General features: G+C 58.2%; 23 protein-coding genes. 15 read left to right on the top strand and 8 right to left on the bottom strand.

All coding sequences use genetic code 11. From position 1 onward, the window contains the following. Positions 1 to 24: 24 nt before the first annotated feature. The 4 genes from I9H07_RS00445 to I9H07_RS00430 all read left to right on the top strand — a co-directional run bounded on the left by I9H07_RS00445 (position 25) and on the right by I9H07_RS00430 (position 3,166). Complete coding sequence (locus I9H07_RS00445; protein WP_236423328.1) at positions 25 to 738, top strand: cupin domain-containing protein; 714 nt, start codon at positions 25 to 27, stop codon at positions 736 to 738. 434 nt (positions 739 to 1,172) lie between these two features. Beyond that, entirely contained in the window at positions 1,173 to 1,622 is a 450-nt protein-coding gene (locus tag I9H07_RS00440; protein WP_236423330.1) for a hypothetical protein, read from the top strand. A gap of 128 nt (positions 1,623 to 1,750) precedes the next feature. Then, positions 1,751 to 2,458, top strand: a complete 708-nt coding sequence (locus tag I9H07_RS00435; RefSeq protein ID WP_058390991.1) for a hypothetical protein — start codon at positions 1,751 to 1,753, stop codon at positions 2,456 to 2,458. Positions 2,459 to 2,497: 39 nt separating this feature from the next. Continuing rightward, positions 2,498 to 3,166 carry a hypothetical protein gene (locus I9H07_RS00430; protein ID WP_050585283.1) on the top strand — a complete coding sequence of 223 codons (669 nt, stop codon included), beginning with the start codon at positions 2,498 to 2,500 and terminating at the stop codon, positions 3,164 to 3,166. 18 nt (positions 3,167 to 3,184) lie between these two features. Here I9H07_RS00430 and I9H07_RS00425 read toward each other — a convergent pair whose 3' ends face one another. The 4 genes from I9H07_RS00425 to I9H07_RS00410 form a co-directional block, all read right to left on the bottom strand. Then, positions 3,185 to 3,688 (bottom strand): GNAT family N-acetyltransferase, encoded by a 504-nt coding sequence (locus I9H07_RS00425; RefSeq protein ID WP_024674940.1) that lies wholly within the window; start codon positions 3,686 to 3,688, stop codon positions 3,185 to 3,187. A 129-nt stretch (positions 3,689 to 3,817) separates the two neighbouring features. Further along, on the bottom strand, positions 3,818 to 5,362 hold the full coding sequence (locus tag I9H07_RS00420; RefSeq protein WP_024674939.1) for a phosphoenolpyruvate carboxykinase: 1,545 nt from the start codon (positions 5,360 to 5,362) through the stop codon (positions 3,818 to 3,820). 179 nt (positions 5,363 to 5,541) lie between these two features. After that, a complete protein-coding gene (gene hslO, locus I9H07_RS00415; protein ID WP_024674938.1) occupies positions 5,542 to 6,444 on the bottom strand; it encodes an Hsp33 family molecular chaperone HslO in 903 nt (300 codons plus the stop codon). 172 nt (positions 6,445 to 6,616) lie between these two features. Further along, positions 6,617 to 7,024, bottom strand: coding sequence for an RNA-binding S4 domain-containing protein (locus I9H07_RS00410; RefSeq protein WP_024674937.1), 408 nt, complete (start codon positions 7,022 to 7,024; stop codon positions 6,617 to 6,619). 167 nt (positions 7,025 to 7,191) lie between these two features. Between I9H07_RS00410 and I9H07_RS00405 the strand changes: the two genes are divergently transcribed. The 4 genes from I9H07_RS00405 to gltP all read left to right on the top strand — a co-directional run bounded on the left by I9H07_RS00405 (position 7,192) and on the right by gltP (position 11,145). Next, on the top strand, positions 7,192 to 7,974 hold the full coding sequence (locus I9H07_RS00405) for an EAL domain-containing protein (protein ID WP_024674936.1): 783 nt from the start codon (positions 7,192 to 7,194) through the stop codon (positions 7,972 to 7,974). A gap of 49 nt (positions 7,975 to 8,023) precedes the next feature. Beyond that, on the top strand, positions 8,024 to 8,467 hold the full coding sequence (locus tag I9H07_RS00400) for an ATP-dependent zinc protease family protein (RefSeq protein WP_200866813.1): 444 nt from the start codon (positions 8,024 to 8,026) through the stop codon (positions 8,465 to 8,467). Next, a complete protein-coding gene (rimK, locus tag I9H07_RS00395; protein WP_003318100.1) occupies positions 8,464 to 9,369 on the top strand; it encodes a 30S ribosomal protein S6--L-glutamate ligase in 906 nt (301 codons plus the stop codon). The genes I9H07_RS00400 and rimK overlap by 4 nt, the downstream gene beginning before the upstream one ends. A 444-nt stretch (positions 9,370 to 9,813) precedes the next feature. Continuing rightward, positions 9,814 to 11,145, top strand: coding sequence for a glutamate/aspartate:proton symporter GltP (gltP, locus tag I9H07_RS00390; protein WP_024674934.1), 1,332 nt, complete (start codon positions 9,814 to 9,816; stop codon positions 11,143 to 11,145). Between the two features lie 107 nt (positions 11,146 to 11,252). Here the strand turns inward: gltP and I9H07_RS00385 are convergent, their stop codons facing one another. Then, complete coding sequence (locus tag I9H07_RS00385; protein ID WP_236423331.1) at positions 11,253 to 11,924, bottom strand: glutathione S-transferase family protein; 672 nt, start codon at positions 11,922 to 11,924, stop codon at positions 11,253 to 11,255. 189 nt (positions 11,925 to 12,113) lie between these two features. On the opposite strand from I9H07_RS00385, the gene I9H07_RS00380 reads away from it, so the two are divergent. From I9H07_RS00380 to I9H07_RS00370, 3 genes are all read left to right on the top strand, one after another. Beyond that, positions 12,114 to 12,392, top strand: coding sequence for a hypothetical protein (locus I9H07_RS00380; RefSeq protein ID WP_236423333.1), 279 nt, complete (start codon positions 12,114 to 12,116; stop codon positions 12,390 to 12,392). A 215-nt stretch (positions 12,393 to 12,607) separates the two neighbouring features. Further along, positions 12,608 to 12,856: a TIGR02647 family protein gene (locus tag I9H07_RS00375; RefSeq protein ID WP_024674931.1), complete on the top strand. Its 249-nt coding sequence runs from the start codon at positions 12,608 to 12,610 to the stop codon at positions 12,854 to 12,856. A gap of 182 nt (positions 12,857 to 13,038) precedes the next feature. After that, positions 13,039 to 15,885: a class I adenylate cyclase gene (locus I9H07_RS00370; RefSeq protein ID WP_058824052.1), complete on the top strand. Its 2,847-nt coding sequence runs from the start codon at positions 13,039 to 13,041 to the stop codon at positions 15,883 to 15,885. Between the two features lie 215 nt (positions 15,886 to 16,100). Here I9H07_RS00370 and rnk read toward each other — a convergent pair whose 3' ends face one another. The 3 genes from rnk to cyaY form a co-directional block, all read right to left on the bottom strand. Next, entirely contained in the window at positions 16,101 to 16,508 is a 408-nt protein-coding gene (rnk, locus tag I9H07_RS00365; protein ID WP_025388600.1) for a nucleoside diphosphate kinase regulator, read from the bottom strand. A 136-nt stretch (positions 16,509 to 16,644) separates the two neighbouring features. Then, a complete protein-coding gene (locus tag I9H07_RS00360; RefSeq protein ID WP_024672103.1) occupies positions 16,645 to 16,881 on the bottom strand; it encodes a DUF1289 domain-containing protein in 237 nt (78 codons plus the stop codon). Positions 16,882 to 16,883: 2 nt separating this feature from the next. Beyond that, positions 16,884 to 17,216, bottom strand: a complete 333-nt coding sequence (cyaY, locus tag I9H07_RS00355) for an iron donor protein CyaY (RefSeq protein WP_024672104.1) — start codon at positions 17,214 to 17,216, stop codon at positions 16,884 to 16,886. Positions 17,217 to 17,422: 206 nt separating this feature from the next. Between cyaY and lptM the strand changes: the two genes are divergently transcribed. From lptM to I9H07_RS00335, 4 genes are read left to right on the top strand one after another with little or no spacing between them, the layout of a single operon-like run. Next, positions 17,423 to 17,569, top strand: coding sequence for an LPS translocon maturation chaperone LptM (gene lptM, locus I9H07_RS00350; RefSeq protein WP_003377923.1), 147 nt, complete (start codon positions 17,423 to 17,425; stop codon positions 17,567 to 17,569). Positions 17,570 to 17,578: 9 nt separating this feature from the next. Beyond that, a complete protein-coding gene (lysA, locus tag I9H07_RS00345; protein WP_236423334.1) occupies positions 17,579 to 18,826 on the top strand; it encodes a diaminopimelate decarboxylase in 1,248 nt (415 codons plus the stop codon). A 4-nt stretch (positions 18,827 to 18,830) separates the two neighbouring features. Next, positions 18,831 to 19,661: a diaminopimelate epimerase gene (dapF, locus tag I9H07_RS00340; protein ID WP_024672106.1), complete on the top strand. Its 831-nt coding sequence runs from the start codon at positions 18,831 to 18,833 to the stop codon at positions 19,659 to 19,661. Positions 19,662 to 19,674: 13 nt separating this feature from the next. Further along, positions 19,675 to 20,409 (top strand): DUF484 family protein, encoded by a 735-nt coding sequence (locus tag I9H07_RS00335; protein WP_058390997.1) that lies wholly within the window; start codon positions 19,675 to 19,677, stop codon positions 20,407 to 20,409. Positions 20,410 to 20,411: the final 2 nt, after the last annotated feature.

Below are 20,411 nucleotides of genomic sequence, written 5' to 3'. Positions count from 1 at the left end.
CTTCAACTTCAGGAGCCCGACCCAATGCCCCAACCCACAGTCCTGCTATTGGCCCGCGCTGACCTAAGCCCGGTAGATACCGAATTCACCACCGGCCCACTCGACGCCCACGATCCGTTCGACGAAGGCCGTCGCACGGCGTTCGTCGATGAACAGGGCATCGCTGCCGGAATGGTTCATTTCGGCACGTCGCTGTCAGTGGAAGCCTATCCTTATACCGAAATGCTGGTGATGCATCGCGGCGCAGTCATCCTGACCTCCGGCGCCGACAGCATCACTATCAGTACCGGCGAAAGCGCGGTGATCGGTCGCGGTACTCAGGTGCGCATCGACGCACAACCGGACAGCCTCTGGGCGTTCTGCGCGTCCACCCAGGCCAGCGGACCAGACAAACCCGGCATCACCGCGCTCGACCGCCTCGCCATGCTCACGCCGTCCTCACCGCCCGACCCGGCGATCATGATCAGCGCGCTGCCGCAGTGCCGCAGCAACAACCTGTTCGAAGACACGGCCAGCACACTGCGCATCGGCGTCTGGGACTCCACCCCCTACGAGCGCATCTCACGCCCGCACAAGATCCACGAACTGATGAACCTGATCGAAGGCAGCGTCGAGTTGACCCTGGAAAACGGCCCGAGCCTGACCGTGAACACCGGCGACACCGTATTTGTTGCACAGGGCGCCCCCTGCAAGTGGACCAGCACTGCGTATGTGCGCAAGTTTTATGCGGTGACGTGAAGTAGAGAGAGGCGCCCTTCAGCTCTGTGGGGCGCTTCAATTCGCACATGCATAACTTCCGCCCGTGCAGTTAATCCAACTCGATACTAAAAGACAAGAACAATCACCATGATTAACTGATTTGCAAAGAATCAGAAGTTCCCTACTTTTCTTTCCCGTCCATCGTGCTAAACCATCATCACGGACTGCGAAAAGTTAATCTTTTCGTCTGGCCCGTCCAGCGGAACTGCCCGTGTGTCACCACAGGTTTTTCCTCTGTATACCTCCTACATCGAACATGCTTTACGAGAACGGCGCTCACACCTCCGCACTCACACACCAGTGGTTTTTATCTGGACGACAGGCTGCGGCCACGAATTAATAGTGCAGTGCCGTCTTGCGCGGGCCTTACTTAAAAATATGAACTTAATTACTTAACTCAGGAACTACCAACAATGAACACCAAAAAAATCTTACTGACTTCTTTCGCTCTCACCACGCTATGCGCCGCTGTTGCTGCGCATGCGGGGCCACCGGTGACTGTGACATTTAAAAATCTGGGCTCAGACGTAGCAGAGTATAAAGTCGTCACTCGCAACGAACTATCGACTCAGCGTAATACCAGAACGACTATTGCACCAAACGTCCAACCTGGGGATTCAGATAGTTACTCCACACAAAGCACTCTATCACCGGATACAAACTACGCCAGTGTTCGCTACGTCATGGGCTCCAAAGTTTGCGTATTCTCGACCACCTTCATAAAGCTTCCCGGTGCGGGTGGTGTCAAGGTGCCAAAGTGGAACCGGACCGCAAATTCCGAAGGTGGCGCTGTCTGCACGGCGACGTCTCGCGCCACCAATCTTTCCACTTATGCGTGGGCTGCTGAATTCACAATGAAATAAGCGCCGGGGCGTGCGTGTCGCATTTTGACACGCACGTTTTTTAACGGAAAGTTAAAGCTGACTCTGGCTTGGCCGATACAGGGAGTGAATATAAAGCCATGGATTGGCCTCAGCAGCGAGGACGCAGCATGATTGATACGACATCCGTCGCCCACCTCACCCATAACACCACAATAACGACTGTCGCGAAAAGCACCTCCGTCACGAATACAAGTTCCCGCCTAAAAGAGCTCACTTCTGAGCCAGCCATTGACGGCGCCACCCTCTCGAAGCTGTCCAGTCAATTGAGCAATAGTGCCGCACGCGCCCAGGCTCGCGACAGCAGTCTTGATTTCAAAAGTTTGGGCTCTCTAGCAAAAAGCATCAGTGATAAAATTGCAGGCAACAGTTATTACTCCAATAGAAAACTGCACGACGCAGAGGTACCGGATACGGACGACCCTGCACTGCTCGAAAGGGCCAGGCAAGCGACTTCGTTCAAGAACGGGTCAGGAGCAAATCCGTTCGCGGGGTTATCTCAAGATCAACTGAGGCTGATCATATACGACGAAGATAGCGACTTCACAATTAACGAAAGAAGTGCTGCGTACTCCGAAAACTACGCTCAAGAGCAAGTATGGAAAAGGGCCATCTGCCAAAGATATGTCGACGAATACAACGAAACCGGCAAGAGCACGCAAACGCTGGTTGAGCTTCTCGCTCACTATGACCAACTGCCACCCATAGAAAAAGCCCAATACCCTGCCAGCTATGCCGCCAACATTACCTCGGGGGACAGCTCGGCCATGCAGATCTTCAACACCCTGAAAAGTCAGTCTGTTCCCCAGGAGGCATGAGTGCCCGGTAACAAAAGCGGCCGTCACGCGTACGAGAACTTGAGTGTCGACGAGGAGGACGCGCTCACGCGTGCTCCCCTATACACATCAAGGAAGCCACCGACGTTCCAGCGCAATCTGCTGACGCTGCTGGCACTCGTCGGGCTGTGCGGCTACGGGGTGTTTCATTACAGCCATTTGCCAAAAACAGGGGGGATCGTCCCGGCAATGCCTCCTGCGGTTGTTGCCGACGTTACCGCCTTTGCGCAACCACCCACTACCGAGACGTCGAGGCGAGCCCTGACGCTGCCGGAGTGCATGGGTGCGGATAATCTCATCGACGAGGCAGTCGTTGCCTGTCGATTCGGGAAAAGCCAGAAGACGGTTCACAACTCAACCGCGCAGGGCATGGTGTCTGCGCGCTACATGAGCCAATACAAAGCGCAACAACAGACGCAACAGTCACGACTCGCAACAGCACAATTCGTTGAGTCGGCAGTCGTGTGGCAATGGGACCGGAAGCGCACCTATGTCGCTGAATGGGTCGTGACAGGCAATCAAATTGACGACACCAGCGTATGCCGTAACTGGCGCAGAGGCTCGATCGAATACCGGGAATGCCGCAAGGGCGCCAAGGTGTATTTCAAAGAACAGTGCAAGCGCCTCCCTGAGTCAGGCACCCGCCAACGCTATTGCAGTGCCGCGAGCGGGTTCGGTCCGTTGGGCTGAGCGACCGTAGCCAAGGCATCAATCAGGGTTCAGACCCAGCACGTAGAACTTGCTATCCACTGCGATCAACGGAAAGCTCGCAGGCAGCTCCTCCTTCGTGATCTCTCTGAAACCGTGCTTTTCATAGAACCGGTGCGCGGCGAGAAACTTGTCAGTCGTACCCAGAAATACTTCGTTTACGCCCTTCGCTGTGGACTCTTCGACCAGACGATTCAGCAGCCTTGCCGCAACCGAGAACTCGCGCCCCCGAAACGGCGCGGCCACAAACATTTTGCGCAACGCGGCCTGCCCTGAACCTATGTCCTTGAGCGCAATGCTCCCGACCACTCGATCACCCTGCACAGCGACCCAGAAATCGCCCGTGCCGGTCTGGTAAAACGCCGGGATCGCTTTCAGATCAGGCTGATCTTCGGCAGTAATCGCGATATCGAACTCTTCACGCTGGATCGGCAGGATCAACGCCGACACACCTTGCTCATCGCTCGGCATAAAACGTCGCACCTGAATATCGCTAGCACTCACCACACACCTCCATGTCATCGCCAGAAACCGAAAAACAGTATTCCAGACAAGCAAACGCCCCGACAAGTCGAGGCGTTTGCGTGAGCATTTCCGAGGGTCACACCGGCGTGCGGCCTCGAAGATGTTTAATTACAACTTCGGACCGGCAGCCTTGATGGCGTCGCTCACGTCGAACTTCTTGAAGTTCTCCACGAACAGGCTAGCCAGTGCTTTGGCAGCTTCGTCGTAGGCAGCCTGGTCAGCCCAAGTGTTGCGCGGGTTGAGCAGGCCGGTGTCTACGCCGGGTACCAGTTTCGGCACGTCGAGGTTGATGGTGTCGAGGTGTTCGGTTTCTGCGCCGATCAACGCGCCGCTCTGAATCGCTGCAATCACGCCACGGGTGGTCGGGATGTTAAAGCGCTTGCCGACGCCATAGCCGCCGCCGGTCCAGCCGGTGTTGACCAGATAGACCTTGGAGCCGAAGCCGCGGATGCGTTTGATCAGCAGTTCAGCATATTCGCCAGCCGGACGCGGAAAGAACGGAGCGCCGAAGCAGGTGGAGAAGGTGGACTTGATGCCCGAACCCGAACCCATTTCAGTCGAACCGACCAGCGCGGTGTAACCCGACAGGAAGTGATAAGCCGCCTGCTCTTCGCTGAGGATCGACACTGGCGGCAATACGCCGGTCAGGTCGCAGGTCAGGAAGATCACGGCGTTCGGCTCGCCACCGAGGTTTTTCGGGGCACGTTTTTCGATCAGCTCACGCGGGTAGGCGGCGCGGCTGTTCTGGGTCAGGCTGCTGTCGGCGTAATCGGCTTTCTTGGTAACCGGGTCGAGTACGACGTTTTCCAGTACCGCGCCGTGCTGGATGGCTTTCCAGATGACAGGCTCGTTCTTCTCGGACAGGTCGATGCACTTGGCATAGCAACCGCCTTCGATGTTGAACACCACGCCTTTGCCCCAGCCGTGTTCGTCGTCACCGATCAGGTAACGGCTTTCGTCAGCGGACAGGGTGGTCTTGCCCGTGCCGGACAGGCCGAAGAACAGCGTCACATCGCCCTCTTCGCCCATGTTGGCGGCGCAGTGCATCGGCAGCACGTCAACGGCCGGCAGCAGAAAGTTCTGCACCGAGAACATGGCTTTTTTCATTTCGCCGGCGTAACGCATGCCTGCGATCAGCACCTTGCGGGCGGCGAAGTTGATGATGACGGTGCCGTCGGAATTGGTGCCGTCACGCTCAGGCTCGCAGACAAACCATGGCGCGTTCTGGATTTCCCACTCGTCCTTGCCAGCCGGGTTGTACTGTTCGGGGTTGATGAACAGGCAACGGCCGAACAGGTTGTGCCATGCAGTTTCGGTGGTCATCTTGACCGGCAGGTAGTGAGCCGGGTCGGAGCCTACATGAACGTGGGAAACGAAGCGCTCGCGTTCGGCCAGGTAAGCGCCGACACGGTTCCACAAAGCGTCGAATTTCTCGGCCGGGAACTTGCGGTTGATCGGGCCCCAGGCGATGGCGTCCTGGGTGCTCGGCTCTTCGACAATGAAACGATCGACCGGCGAACGGCCAGTACGATGGCCCGTTTGCACAACCAGTGCGCCAGTGTCGGAAAGTTCGCCTTCGTTACGGGCAAGGGCTTCCTTGACCAGTTCGTCGGTGCTCAAATCGGTGTACACAGCGTTGTTGGTTTGCGTCATGAGGTTCCCCGTCGGCCGTTGGCCGAGTGCTTCAAACGGTTTTGTAGTAAAAAAACTACCACTACTACAGCGTAAAAGTGGGCCGGATTATGCCAGAAATGCCCAGAAATGGTAGGACCCTCCTGTCAGAACAGCATTACAGGCGCCCACACCGTATTCTGAGGCTATTTACGCTTTGATTAATGGCGCGTGTCAGACGGAGAATCGACACCGCCGCCAGCAAACAGCTGCGCGACGTCAGTGGCATCGAACAGGTAGCGCTCGTTGCAGAACTGACAGTCGATTTCAATCGAGCCATTGTGCTCGATGACCAATTGCTGCGCGTCCTCCAGCCCGAGGCTGACCAGCGCATTGGCGGATCGCTCGCGAGAGCAGCTGCAACGGAAGCAGATCGGCTGAATGTCGAACAGGCGAACCGGGTCTTCGTGATACAGGCGATGCAGAATCGTCTGGTTGTCCAGGCTGAGCATTTCTTCGGCCGTCAGGGTGTTCGCCAGGGTAATGACATGCTCCCAGTTGGCATCGCGCTCCTCAGGGTCTGTGATCTCTGCGGCGGGCAGTTGCTGCAACAGCAGACCACGGGCGCGATGACCGTCGGCCTTGAGCCAGAAACGCGTACCCAGTTGCTCGGACATCACAAAATAGTTGGAAAGGCTGTCCGACAGGTCGACACCGTCCAGCGCAACGATGCCCTGGTAGCGCTTGCCCTTGCTCGGGTCGATAGTCAGCGCCAACGACCCCTCGGGCATCAGGTCCTGGAGGCCCGCGCCAGGGCTGATCAGCGATTCGTCGTAACGCGCGATCCCGCGCAGTTCACGCTCGCTGGAGCACTCGACCATCAACAATGGAACGGCGCCGCTGGAACGTGCCTGCAGGATCAGCAAGCCGTCGAACTTGAGCGTGCCGACCAGCAGCGCAGCCGCCGCCATCAGTTCGCCAAGCAATTGCGCGACCGGCTCCGGGTAGGCATGTTTGGCGAGCACTTCGGCGTAGCTGCGCTCCAGGGCAACCAGCTCTCCACGAACGTCGCTTTCGTCGAAAATGAAGCGCTGGGTGAAATCGATGTCGGGGAAATCATGCATAGGAAGAGGTATCTGAGGTAATGACAATGGATGGCCATCGGCAGCAAGCGCCATTCGGCACCTGAAAATGCTGCGCACCGTAGGTTTTGACCGGCATTTTAGGAGCTATCCGGCGCGCTTCCAAGCTGGATGGCTTTTCGGTCCGATCACCGGGCGTGCCATCCACTCGATTTCAGTCGCTGTGCTGACTGCCCCGAAAATCAAAAATCTGTCGGCGCTGCTTCTTGGTCGGCCGCCCATCGGTGGTGACACCCAGGTTGCCGGCCTTGCGTTGCGCCGCGGCGTTCTCACGTTTCGCAAGGCTCTCCGGGGTCTCGCGATACAGCGTCTGCGCTTCCGGCGCGCCACGTCGAACAACCGATAGCGCCTCAACAACGACCGTGCGCTCATCGAAGCCCATACGAATCTGCAACTCGTCGCCGACACGGGGCTCCTTGCCGGGCTTGCAACGTTCGCCGCGACAGTGCACCTTGCCGCTTTCGATGGCTGCTTTGGCCAGCGCCCGCGTTTTGAAGAAGCGCGCCGCCCACAGCCATTTATCCAGACGAACCTTGTCGTCTTCTTCCAACTTTTGCGCCATTTGAATTCCTCATCAGTGTGGCAGTCTGAACGTTATCAGTCTGAACGGGAACCGGCCGGCCAAATCGTCAGACCGGAGAATCTCCCGAAAACATGCAGTAACCGGTCATTGCTTGTCAGAATCAGCCATTAATCATTTCATTGCCCCGACCTCACATGGAGTGCGACGTGACAGAATTTCCAACTTCGTTAACCTCCCCTGGAAAAAGGTGTGAGGGATGTACGGGCAGCCCCGAACTGGGTTTCTCGTTTGACTACGCCTATCAGCCGATTGTAGACCTGCGTGACCAGTCGACTTTCGCTCATGAAGCGCTGGTGCGCGGCCCCAATGGGGAAAGTGCCTATTCGGTGTTGAGTCAGGTCACGGACCAGAACCGTTATCGTTTTGACCAGATGTGTCGTACCACGGCCATTGCCGGCGCTGCAAAACTGGGGATGAACGAGCGTTTATCGATCAACTTTTTGCCCAATGCCGTTTATCGTCCCGAGCTGTGCATCCGCAGCACGCTGGAAGCGGCCAAAAAGCATGATTTCCCTATCGACAGGTTGATTTTCGAGACCATCGAAAGCGAGCATGTGTGCAGCAATGGCCATTTGAGCAACATCCTGCGTGAGTATCGAGAGTTCGGTTTCATGACCGCTATCGATGACTTCGGCGCCGGGTATTCAGGCCTGACGCTGCTCGCTGATTTTCAACCCGACCTGATAAAACTCGACATGCACCTGATCCGCGACGTTCATCGCAATCGCGTGCGTCAGGCGATTGTTCGTAGCGTTGTCACAATGTGTTCGGACTTGGGGATTAAAGTCATCGCAGAGGGCATCGAGCAGACCGAAGAGCGGGACTTTCTCGCCGATTGCGGGATTTTCCTGATGCAGGGTTATCTGTTTGCCAAACCTGCCTTCAAAGCCCTGGCTCAGGTCGCCCCTGAGGCCTTGAAGACGTCTTGAGAAGTACGGAATCACATTGAAGACATTTGATCACCTGACCGTTATCGGCCTGCGCGAGTGGGTGGCGCTTCCCGACCTGGGGGTGGCAGGCCTGCGGGCGAAAATCGATACCGGCGCGAGCACCTCAAGCCTGCACGCTACTGAAATCGAACCTTTTGAACGTGATGGTCAGAAGTGGGTGCGTTTCAACGCGCATCTGGGCACGGTGGTGCAGTTGCGACATCGCCGCTGCGAGGCGCAACTGGTTGCCATGAAAACCATTAAAAGCTCCAACGGCCATGCGCAGGTGCGCTATGTGATTCGTACCACGCTGGCGCTGGGTGATCGTATATGGCCGGTTGAGTTCACGCTGGCTTGCCGCAAGTCGATGCGCTATCGACTGCTGCTGGGTTCCAAAGCTCTGGTAGATGGCCAACTGGTGGTCAATCCGGGCATTACTTACGTACAAGACAAGCCGGTGTTCCCGGCCTCTACTTCCTCAGGTGTTGCATGAAGATCGCTGTGCTTTCGCGTAATCCGCGTCTGTATTCCACCCGTCGTCTGGTCGAAGCCGGTATCGAGCGAGGCCATGAGATGGTGGTGATCGACACCCTGCGCGCCTATATGAATATCGCCAGCCACAAGCCGCAGATCCACTATCGCGGCAAACCGCTGGAAGGCTTCGATGCGGTCATTCCGCGTATCGGGGCTTCGGTAACGTTCTATGGCTGTGCGGTGTTGCGTCAGTTTGAAATGATGGGCGTGTTTCCGCTCAACGAATCAGTCGCCATTGCCCGTTCGCGGGACAAACTGCGCTCGCTGCAATTGCTCTCGCGGCGCGGCATCGGCTTGCCGGTGACCGGCTTTGCCCACTCCCCGGATGACATTCCCGATCTGATCCAGATGGTCAACGGCGCGCCGCTGGTCATCAAGGTGCTGGAAGGCACTCAGGGCATCGGTGTGGTGCTGTGCGAAACCGCCACCGCGGCTGAATCGGTGATCGAAGCGTTCATGGGTCTCAAGCAGGACATCATGGTGCAGGAATACATCAAGGAAGCCGGGGGTGCCGACATTCGCTGCTTCGTGGTCGGCGACAAGGTCATCGCCTCGATGAAGCGCCAGGCCAAACCGGGTGAATTCCGCTCCAACCTGCACCGTGGCGGCAGCGCCAGCCTGATCAAGATCACGCCGGAAGAGCGCATGACGGCATTGCGCGCAGCCAAGGTCATGGGCCTGAGTGTGGCGGGCGTGGATATCCTGCGCTCCAATCACGGCCCACTGGTGATGGAAGTCAACTCGTCACCGGGTCTTGAAGGCATCGAAGTGACCACCAGCAAGGATGTCGCCGGGATGATCATCGAGTATCTGGAAAAGAACAGCGGCCCGCACATGACGCGTACCAAGGGCAAGGGTTAGAAACCGCTTCACACGCTCAGGCCAATTGCCCGTTTCCGTGCACTGGCCTGAGCACGCGATACCGTATATCCGGTAAAAACGCTAAGTAATCGATTCAGCACGATCAAATCCCATCACCCTCCCTGCCTATGACTGCCAAGCCAAAGACGACGTTTTAGCCACCTTTGCGCCGATTCACCGCCTTCCCCGCAGATACAAATCAACACTTTTTCCTGCTTTTGTATGCCGATTGCGCATGAGGTAGTCGTTTACGGCATTAGACGAATGCGCACGCCATGGGAATAGTTGCGACTTTTTTCGCCTGCAACCGAGCCGACAGGCTCGTCCGCAGTGGCCCTCTCTGGAGATTTTCCAACGTATCCGTGCCCTGAAATTGCTGTGGCAAAGCCCTGTCAGTGCGGCGGTTCCGGAACGATCCAAGCTACTTCAAACAAGGGTAAAAATATGAAGAAGGCAAAGTTGAGTCTGGCATGGCAGATTCTCATCGGACTGGTACTGGGTATCGCCGTCGGCGCTCTGCTCAATCATTTCAGTGCTGAAAAGGCCTGGTGGATCACCAACCTCCTGCAACCGGCAGGTGACATCTTCATTCGTCTGATCAAGATGATCGTGATCCCGATCGTTGTCGCATCGCTGATTGTCGGCATTGCAGGCGTGGGCGATGCGAAGAAACTGGGGCGCATCGGCCTCAAGACCATTCTGTATTTTGAAGTCGTGACCACCATTGCCATTCTGGTGGGTCTGGTGCTGGCAAACGTGTTCCATCCGGGCACAGGCATCGACATGAGCACCCTGGGCACCGTCGATATCTCCAAGTATCAGCAGACCACTGCCGAGGTTCAGCACGATCATGCGTTCATCGCGACGATCCTCAACCTGATCCCGTCCAACATCTTTGCGGCCATGGCGCGCGGCGAAATGCTGCCGATCATCTTCTTCTCGGTGCTGTTCGGGCTGGGCCTTTCCAGCCTGCAAGCCGAAGTCCGCGAGCCGCTGGTGAAACTGTTTCAGGGCGTATCGGAAGCCATGTTCAAGGTCACGCACATGATCATGAACTACGCACCAATCGGCGTGTTCGCGCTGATTGCGGTAACGGTCGCCAACTTCGGTTTTGCCTCGCTGCTGCCGCTGGCCAAGCTGGTGATTCTGGTTTACGTGGCCATCGCCTTCTTCGCTTTCGTGGTCCTCGGGCTGATTGCTCGTGCCTTCGGCTTCTCGGTCATCAAGCTGATGCGCATCTTCAAGGACGAGTTGATTCTGTCCTACTCCACCGCCAGCTCTGAAACCGTGCTGCCACGCGTGATCCAGAAAATGGAAGCCTACGGCGCACCGAAAGCGATCTGCAGCTTCGTCGTGCCGACCGGTTACTCGTTCAACCTCGACGGATCGACGCTGTATCAGAGCATCGCGGCGATTTTCATTGCCCAGTTGTACGGTATCGACTTGTCGATTGGCGCCCAGTTGATGCTGGTGCTGACCTTGATGGTCACCTCGAAAGGCATCGCGGGCGTGCCGGGCGTGTCCTTCGTGGTGCTGCTGGCAACCCTGGGCAGCGCAGGCATTCCACTGGAAGGCCTGGCGTTCATCGCTGGCGTTGACCGGATCATGGACATGGCGCGTACCGCCCTGAACGTGATCGGCAATGCGCTGGCAGTGCTGGTTATCTCGCGCTGGGAAGGCATGTATGACGATGCCAAGGGTGAGCGCTACTGGAACTCCCTGCCGCACTGGCGCAGCAAGCAACCTGTGCCTATGGGTCAGCCGGCGGCTGATTGACCCTCCCTCCCGCTCCGCGCCGACTGCTCAAGAGCCGACGCGGAACGTCTGGATATGCGCGCCAATGCGTTCAGAGCATTGGCACGATAATCAACCTCCGGAAATTCCTAGCCAGCCCGGCCTGCGCTCTGCACTCGGGCCATGAAAGCCGGCCAGTCCGCCTCCCTGTCGGCCGCTACTCGCTGGACGTTCGGGTTCTGCGCAAGACGCGCCTGCAAGGCTCGCGCTGCGGGCATATTCCCGAGCAGGTCCAGATCGAACAGCCGCTCCCCCACTTGCTGCGCCAGGTCGACGCTGTATAGAAAATACAGATCTGCCACGGTGAATTGCCCGCCAGCCACATAGGGCGCAAACACGCCGCGTTGCGCCAGGGCAGCGAAGCCCTTGATGAGGTCGCGGCGCGCTTTGGCCTTCAGATCCGGCGGCGTCGGCCGTCCGCCAAAGATCACTTCTACGTAGCACAGGCGCGCAGGCAGCTCGATGTACAGCTCGATTTCCTTGGCGATGGTCCAGACCTGAGCCCGTGCAAACGGGCTCTCGGGCAGCAATGGCAGGCCAGGGGAAATATCCTCGATATAACGCAAAATGACGTCTGTTTCACTGATGAAACCGTCAACCGTGCCCAGCACAGGTACTTTACCGCGGGCACTGACGGCCAGTACCTCCGGGCTCTGGCAGCCGTGCAGCGGCACCACCTCGAAAGGCAGCTGTTTCTCCAGCAGTGCCAGTTTGACCATATTGAAATAGTTGCTCGCAGCAAATCCATAAAGCTTCAGCATCGTTTGCCTCCTCAGCCCTGTACCTTCAGTTCAGTGGTGAGGACGCTATCAACATGGTCATACTTATCAGTGACTTACATCAATTGCCTATAACTTGAGGAATTGTCCTACGCATAACCATTCCACCGCACAGGCATGCCTGACTGAAAAGAATCCGGTTAAACTGCCTTTCTGACATGAGGATTGAACATGACCGACACACTCGACAACGACGAAGACGACGATTTCGCCGGCCAAAAACTGATCGAAGCCATCGAGAACCAGATCGAGGCCAACGAACCGCCCGCAGCCAAGGCCGTGTTCAACAAGCTGACGCTGGTGGGCTACGAGCGTGAAGAGATTCTGGAAATGATGGCTCATGTGTTGGCCTTCGAGGTTCACAACCTGCTCAAAGAAGACCGTCCATTCGACGCGCACTGGTACGAAACCGCGCTGCGCGCCCTGCCTGAACTGCCGCCTGATCAATAATCATCCAGCGCCGTAATGCCGGCGAGATATATGCTGCAAAGCGTTCAGACGCTGTCTACACTGCAGATGCCCCGCTGCCGCTTGAGCCCCGGGGCTACCACGCCAAGCCGGCTTCAACGGTCTCCAGAACCGACGAGCATAGAAACCGACACGTCGATTCCAGACACACCCGCCAGCCGGCGAGGTCGTATTACTATAAAAAGTCTGGAGTACCTATGTCGTATACCCCTGAGTTGGTTGCCGAACTGGAAATCCTTGCACTGTTCAATCTGGGAAACACCCAGGAAGGCCTCAAAGTTCATCACGTCGCGGCCCCCACTGCCGTCGCAGCAGCAAAAAGACTTTTCGAAAAAGGCCTCACGACCCAGGTCGATGGCGGTTATCTGACCAGCCTCGGGCTTGAGGCTGCACAACATGCGCAGTCGATCCTGACCATCCTCAACGTCTCGAAACAGGCAGCCTGAACCGCACAGGGCCTGCACAGCAAAAAGCGTCGCAGGCCCTTCACTTTCAGAAACATCGGCCGATAACAGCCGTTGGCGCCTGAATGACCACCCGACCGAACCCGCTTCTCTCGGCTGCAAACCTTCTTCGCCCTCTTGCTCAGTAACTCCACGCCTGCCCGGGCCAGATGCCTTGAGTTGCGATGACGCGTAATCCTGAAATTCGCCCTGACCTGGATGAGGGCATCGACCGCAAGGTGCTCAGCCAGTTGCGTAACCGCTTCCTGTCGGTCAATGACGGGAGATACGCGCGTGCCCTGGAAGGCATGTCGACCCGCCAGCAAAGCGTGATGACGCTATTGCCGCTGTTCTTTCACGTCAATCATCCGCTATTGCCCGGCTATGTTTCCGGCAGTACGCCTGCGGGCGTTTCACATTACGAACCCGGCGCGCAGGTACTGAGCGAAGCGCAGCGGCTGACCCGCTCTTTTTCGTACAAGGCACGGCACGGCAACCCGCCGCAGCCGATCCATGGCCTGTTCCTGATGGGCAGCCTCGGCACACTGGCCCAGGCTGAACAGAGCGATATGGACGTGTGGGTCTGCCACGACAGCGCGCTGGAGCCGGAGGCCATCGCCGAGCTGCGCAAGAAGTGCAAAGCGCTTGAAGCGTGGGCGGCAACCATGGGCGCTGAGGCGCATTTTTTCCTGATTGATCCACAGCGATTCAGGCGCGGAGACCGCGATTCGCAGCTCAGCTCCGACGATTGCGGCACCACTCAGCATTATCTGTTGCTCGATGAGTTTTACCGCACCGCGATCTGGCTCGCGGGTCGCACACCGATGTGGTGGCTGGTGCCGGTCTATGAAGAACAGAATTATCAGGATTACACCCATACGCTGCTTAGCAAGCGCTTCATCCGCGCCAGCGAAGTGCTTGATCTGGGGCCGATGTCGGCTATTCCGCCCGCAGAGTTTGTCGGTGCCGGGTTGTGGCAATTGTTCAAAGGCATCGAGTCGCCTTACAAGTCAGTCCTCAAGCTGCTGCTGATCGAGGTGTATTCAAGCGAACATCCACGCGTGCAGTGCCTGAGCCTGCGCTTCAAGCAAGCGGTGTTCGCCAACCAGCTCGACCTGGATGAACTCGATCCTTATGTGGTCGTCTACCGGCGCATCGAAGAGCATCTGCAAGCACGTAAAGAATCAGAGCGTCTGGAGCTGGTGCGGCGCAGCCTGTACCTGAAGGTCAACAAGAAGCTGACCGGCTCGCCCCGCCTGCGCAGCAATGGCTGGCAGCGCCTGCTGCTGGAGCGTCTGACCTTGGAATGGGGATGGGATGATCGCCACCTGACCCTGCTCGACAGCCGCAGCCAGTGGAAAGTCCGCCAGGTGGTCAATGAGCGGCGGGCGCTGGTCAACGAGCTGAATTACAGCTATCGCTTTCAGACTCAGTTCGCTCGCACTCAAAGCAGTGCAGATGCACTCGACGCTCGCGACCTGACCATCCTCGGGCGTCGTCTTTATGCCGCCTTCGAACGCAAGGCCGGCAAGATCGAATTCATTAATCCGGGCATCGCTCCGGACCTCGCCGAAGACACGCTGACGCTGGTCAATTCACCCAACAAACGTGAACCGGGCAAACACCAATGGGCGCTGTACAACGGCAACCTCGGCATACATGAATGGCCGGACTTTTCGCCGATCAAGCGCAGCCGTGAACTGCTCGATATCTTGACCTGGTGCCATCGCAACAGCGTGATCGACGCCACCACCCGCGTGGCGCTGCATCCGGGTATCAGCGACCTGACCGAATTCGAGCTGTTCAATCTGCTCGGCGCCTTGCAGCAAAGCATCGAGCTGCCACTGCCTGAGGTCAGTGACGAAGCGTTGCTGCAACCCAGCGTGCCCAAGGAAATACTCTTGCTGGTGAATGTCGGCGTCGACCCGCTCAGGCACCATCGCGATCTCAATATCCTGATGACCACCCACCGCACCGACTCGCTCAGTTACGCAGGCGTTCGGGAGAATCTGGTGCTGACGCTGGACCAGATCACGCTCAATACCTGGAACGAAACACTGGTCAGCCGCTATGACGGCCCGCACGCGCTGCTCGATTGCATGAGCGAACTGCTCGCCAGCCTGCCGGAACACCGTCAACAGCCGCAGATTCGCGTGCGGTGTTTCTGCCATAACCGGGCGCCCGCCATCGCCCAGCGGGTCGAAGAGCTGATCAGCACGGCGCAACTGCTGCTCGCCAGAAAGCTCAATCATCGCTATCTGATCCAGGTGCAGCAGCAGTACCACGTCCTGGAGATCGAGCCAGGCAGGGTCGGTCATATCGTCGTCAACAGCCTGCCCGGCCTGTTCAAATACCTGGGTGAAGAACTGCCGAGATACAGCCCGCTGCATCTCGACCCTCAAGCACTGGACGACCACGACCTGGCCCTGATCCTGCCTTTCGGGCAACCGGAGTGTATTCAGGTGTTCTACCGGATCAACGAGCCGGATGCCGATCTGTACGTGCTGGACGAGCACAATTCGCTCTGGCACCAGCGCGTGCCGTATCACGACGAACCCAGCCTGCTGATACCGCTGCAGCGCTTTTTTCACTCATTGGTCCACCGCCGTGGTGCATCGTTGCCGCTGGATAATCCGTTCGAGCCCGTATTGCTGGAAACGCTTTACCACCAGGTTCTGCCTTCGGGTGCGGCAGTGGCGCGGCGCATCGAACATCGTCAGGCGCCGACCGCTGCAGACAAGTCGTATTACGACGTCCAGGCGATCATCGAAGAAAGCTCGCCGGGGCAGATGAACGTCACCCTGTATTGCGACAACAGCGAGTTTTCCGAGCTGGAATATGGCGATCAGCTGTATGCCGCCGTTGCACAGCAAATCCTCGGCAAGCGCCAGGAGCCGCAACGCTACCGCTGTTACATCACCGACCTCGACCTTTCCGGCCTGCTGGATGGCAAACACGGGCAAAGCATCCTCTTCCTGCGGCACAAGGCCGCGCTGGAAAAACTGCTGAATGAGGCCATGGATCAGGCTTGAGTGCTTGTGCCGCGCTCACATTGAAGCGTTGACGCCTGCTTCAGGCCGTACGAGATGCAGGCACCGTCAAAGCCTGAGTTTCGTTCACGGGCGCTGTCTCGTCGGACTGAAGATGTGTGACGCGGAGCGTCACGAACGGCATGCCAACGCGGAGCATTGGCACGAGAGTCAGATGTTATTAGGCAGAGATTGGAAACGAGATGTAACGATTTCGCTTACTCGTACTCGCCCGCTGCCTCTGGTTGATACTCGACCGCCAGCAGCGTCAGTTTGAGGGTCTTGCCGCCCGGGGCGGGCCAGTCGATGTGCTGGCCGACCTGCAGGCCCAGCAGGGCCGAGCCCATGGGCGCGAGGACCGAGACGGTGCCGTCTACGCCTGCATCCTGCGGGTAGACCAGTTTCAGGTGGTAGTCCTTGCCACTGACTTCTTCACGGCAGTGCACACGTGAGTTCATGGTCACAACGCCCGCAGGCACTTCATCGTGGCCAACCACTTGTTCGGCGCGGTCCAGTTCGGCTTGCAGTGCCTGGAGGCCCGGCGTGTCTTCGTCCTGGCTGTCGATGAGCGTCTCGAGACGCTGTACGTCGAGCCGGGTGAGGATGATCGAAGGTGCTGTGGTCATGGTCTGGGCAGACTCCTTTATTCTCCATGAATAAAACAAAACCCCGCCGGTGCGGGCGGGGTTTACGAGCTTCTCTACCTGGAGAAGCAGCCTTCGACACTAACACAGCGCAACAAATACACAACCAGGCAAGGTCTCAGCCCACAGCCTGGCCGGCCTCGAAGCTTGCACGCCGTTCATCTGCGTCACGGCGAATCTGCCGACGCCGATCATCATCGGCCGAACGCCATTCGCGGATGTCTTCGACGTGGCGAAAGCATCCCAGGCATACCTTCTGCTCATCAAGCCTGCACAGGCTGATGCAAGGTGATGCCACCGCCGGGCTGACGTTGCTGAAAAGCGGTTTGGGCGGTCGAGCGGGTGTCTGGCTCACGATCAGATCTCGGAGAAATCAAGCTCGACGCCAGCCTGCTCGACGGTGAAGCGCTCCAGCATCTCGCTCAGCAGTTCATCACTGGAATCGCAGGCCCAGCACTGGTCCTCTTCGTTGTAGTCGAAGTGAAAACCACCCGATTTGGCGGCCAGCCAGAGCTGACGCAGCGGCTCCTGACGGCTGAAGATAAGCTGCGTGCCGCCTTCAAACTTGACGGTCAGTACACCGGCCGAGTTTTCCAGGTCCACATCCAGACCACTCTCGTCGAATACGTCTTCGATATTCTGCTGAGTCGCATCGACCAGATCGTGAAAGCGCGCTTCGGTCAAACTCATTACGGAAACCTCGATAATTGTCTGCTGATGGCGCAGACGGGCAAGATACGGACGCTGCCAGGCAAATGCAAAGCTTACCCGTCAGTTTGTGTTTCATGAACGTTTTAATGCCCGAGGCCCGCCAGACGGGAGGCCCCTCGCATAGGCAAGCTGCCGGGTGGTCGGTATACTCGGGCGCAATTAATGCTTTTACAAAGGATTTCGCCATGAAGCGCCTGATCTCTTCGCTTGCTGCGCTTGTCGCGGTCGCGTGTCTTGTTACAGCCTGTGGCCAAAAAGGCCCGCTGTATCTGCCGGATGACACCAAAACCCCGGAAGAACAAGCCAAATCGCAATCGCACAAGCATCTTTAAGGGAACTCCATGGACGCCTTCAACTACCGCGACGGTGAGCTGTTCGCGGAAGGGGTAGCCTTGTCCGGCATTGCCGAGCGCTTCGGTACGCCGACCTACGTCTACTCGCGCGCTCACATCGAAGCGCAATACCGTGCCTACGCCGATGCGCTGGCTGGCATGCCGCACCTGGTCTGCTTTGCGGTCAAGGCCAACTCCAACCTGGGTGTACTCAATGTCCTGGCGCGTCTTGGCGCCGGTTTCGACATTGTTTCGCGTGGTGAGCTGGAGCGTGTGCTGGCGGCTGGCGGCAAGGCGGAAAAAATCGTGTTTTCCGGCGTCGGCAAGACCCGTGAAGACATGCGCAGGGCGCTTGAAGTCGGCGTGCATTGCTTCAATGTCGAGTCCACCGACGAGCTCGAGCGCTTGCAGGAAGTGGCTGCCGAACTCGATGTTCGTGCGCCGATTTCGCTACGCGTCAATCCGGACGTGGATGCCGGCACCCATCCGTACATTTCCACAGGCCTGAAAGAAAACAAGTTCGGCATTGCCATTGCCGCTGCCGAGGACGTTTACATCCGCGCCTCGCAGTTGCCGAATCTGGAAGTCATCGGGGTCGATTGCCATATCGGTTCACAACTGACCACCCTTGAACCCTTTATCGATGCACTGGATCGCCTGCTGGATCTGGTCGACCGTCTGGGCGATTGCGGCATCCACCTGCACCACATCGATCTGGGTGGCGGTCTTGGCGTGCGTTACCGCGATGAAGAGCCTCCGCTGGCCGCTGACTACATCAAGGCTGTACGCGAGCGTCTTGCCGGTCGCGATCTAGGCCTGCTGTTCGAACCGGGGCGCTTTATTGTCGCCAATGCGGGCGTGCTGCTGACCCGGATCGAATACCTCAAGCACACCGAGCACAAGGATTTCGCCATCGTCGATGCGGCGATGAACGACCTGATCCGCCCCGCCCTGTATCAGGCCTGGATGGACGTCACAGCGGTACGCCCGCGTGACAGCGAACCGCGTGCCTACGACATCGTAGGGCCGATCTGCGAAACCGGCGACTTCCTTGCCAAGGGCCGCGAACTGGCACTGGCCGAAGGCGATCTGCTGGCTGTGCACTCGGCCGGCGCTTACGGTTTTGTCATGAGCTCGAACTACAACACCCGTGGCCGTGCCGCTGAGGTACTGGTCGACGGTTCCGAGGCGTTTGAAGTGCGTCGTCGCGAAACCGTGGCCGAGCTTTTCGCTGGCGAAAGCCTGCTGCCGGAGTAACCCCATGCTGCTGCGTTTTACCAAGATGCACGGGCTGGGTAACGACTTCATGGTCCTGGACCTGGTGAGTCAGCACGCGCACATCCTGCCCAAACACGCCAAACAGTGGGGCGACCGTCACACGGGTATCGGTTTCGATCAGCTGTTGCTGGTCGAGGCACCGAACAATCCGGATGTGGATTTTCGCTATCGCATCTTCAACTCGGACGGTTCCGAGGTCGAACAATGCGGCAACGGCGCACGCTGTTTCGCACGCTTCGTGCTCGACAAGCGCCTGACCGCCAAGAAACAGATACGGGTCGAGACCAAAGGCGGCATCATCGAACTGGATATCCGCAGCGACGGGCAGATCAGCGTCGACATGGGACCGCCGCGCTTCGTTCCGGCAGACATCCCCTTTCAGGCACCCGAGCAGGCCACCCATTACTCGGTCGACGTCGACGGACAGACCGTCGAACTGGCCGCAGTATCGATGGGCAATCCTCACGCCGTGCTACGGGTCGATGACATCAACAATGCGCCTGTGCATGAGCTGGGCCCGAAACTTGAGCACCACCCGCGCTTTCCGGCGCGGGTCAACGTCGGCTTCCTCCACGTTGTGGATCGCCAGCGTGCGCAGTTGCGTGTCTGGGAGCGCGGTGCCGGGGAAACCCAGGCCTGTGGCACCGGCGCCTGTGCAGCAGCAGTGGCCGCCATCAGCCAGGGCTGGATGGACTCGCCCCTGTTGATCGACCTGCCCGGAGGACGCCTGTCCATCGAATGGGCCGGCCCGGGACACTCCGTGATGATGACCGGCCCTGCGACCCGGGTCTACGAAGGCCAAGTTCGTCTTTAAGCGAGTACATACGATGACCGACCAGCCTCCAGCTTCCACCGGCACCCCCAGCGAATCGCCTGCCGATAGCGCAGCGCCAGACCTCGAAGCAGAGGCGGTCATCGCTTTCCTGCTTGAGCATCCCGAATTCTTCGCCGAGCACGATGAACTGCTTGTGTCGATGCGCATTCCTCACCAGCGTGGCGACACCGTTTCGCTGGTCGAGCGCCAGCTCAAGCTGCTGCGCGAACGCAATATCGAAATGCGCCATCGCCTCTCGCAGCTGATGGACGTCGCGCGCGACAACGACCGACTGTTCGAAAAGACCCGCCGTCTGAATCTCGCGCTGATGGATGCCACCAGCCTGGACGAGTTGGTCATTGCAGTAGAAGACAGCCTGCGCCAGGACTTTCAGGTGCCTTTCGTCAGCCTGATCCTGTTTAGCGATACCCCGATGCAAGTCGGCCGCTGGGTCAGCAATGCCGAAGCCCAGAAAGCCATTGGCGGTCTGATTGGCGAAAAAATCATCTGCGGCGCCCTGCGTGAGCACGAACTGGCCTTTCTGTTTGGCGCAGATCAAGCCAAGGAAGTCGGCTCGACCGCAATCGCCAGCCTCAACCATCTGGGCCTGCATGGTGTGCTGGCCATCGGCAGCCGCGACCCTCAACACTACAAAAGCTCGGTCGGCACCCTGTTCCTCAGTTACATCGCCGATGTACTGAGCCGCCTGCTGCCCCGCTTCGCCCACTCGCTACGTTCGGTTCGCTAGCC

Source organism: Pseudomonas syringae (assembly GCF_023278085.1).
In the GTDB taxonomy this organism is placed as follows: Bacteria; Pseudomonadota; Gammaproteobacteria; order Pseudomonadales; family Pseudomonadaceae; genus Aquipseudomonas; species Aquipseudomonas syringae_Q.
The sequence above is the reverse complement of the archived record's forward strand: the minus strand, read 5'-3'. Positions and strand labels throughout refer to the sequence as shown.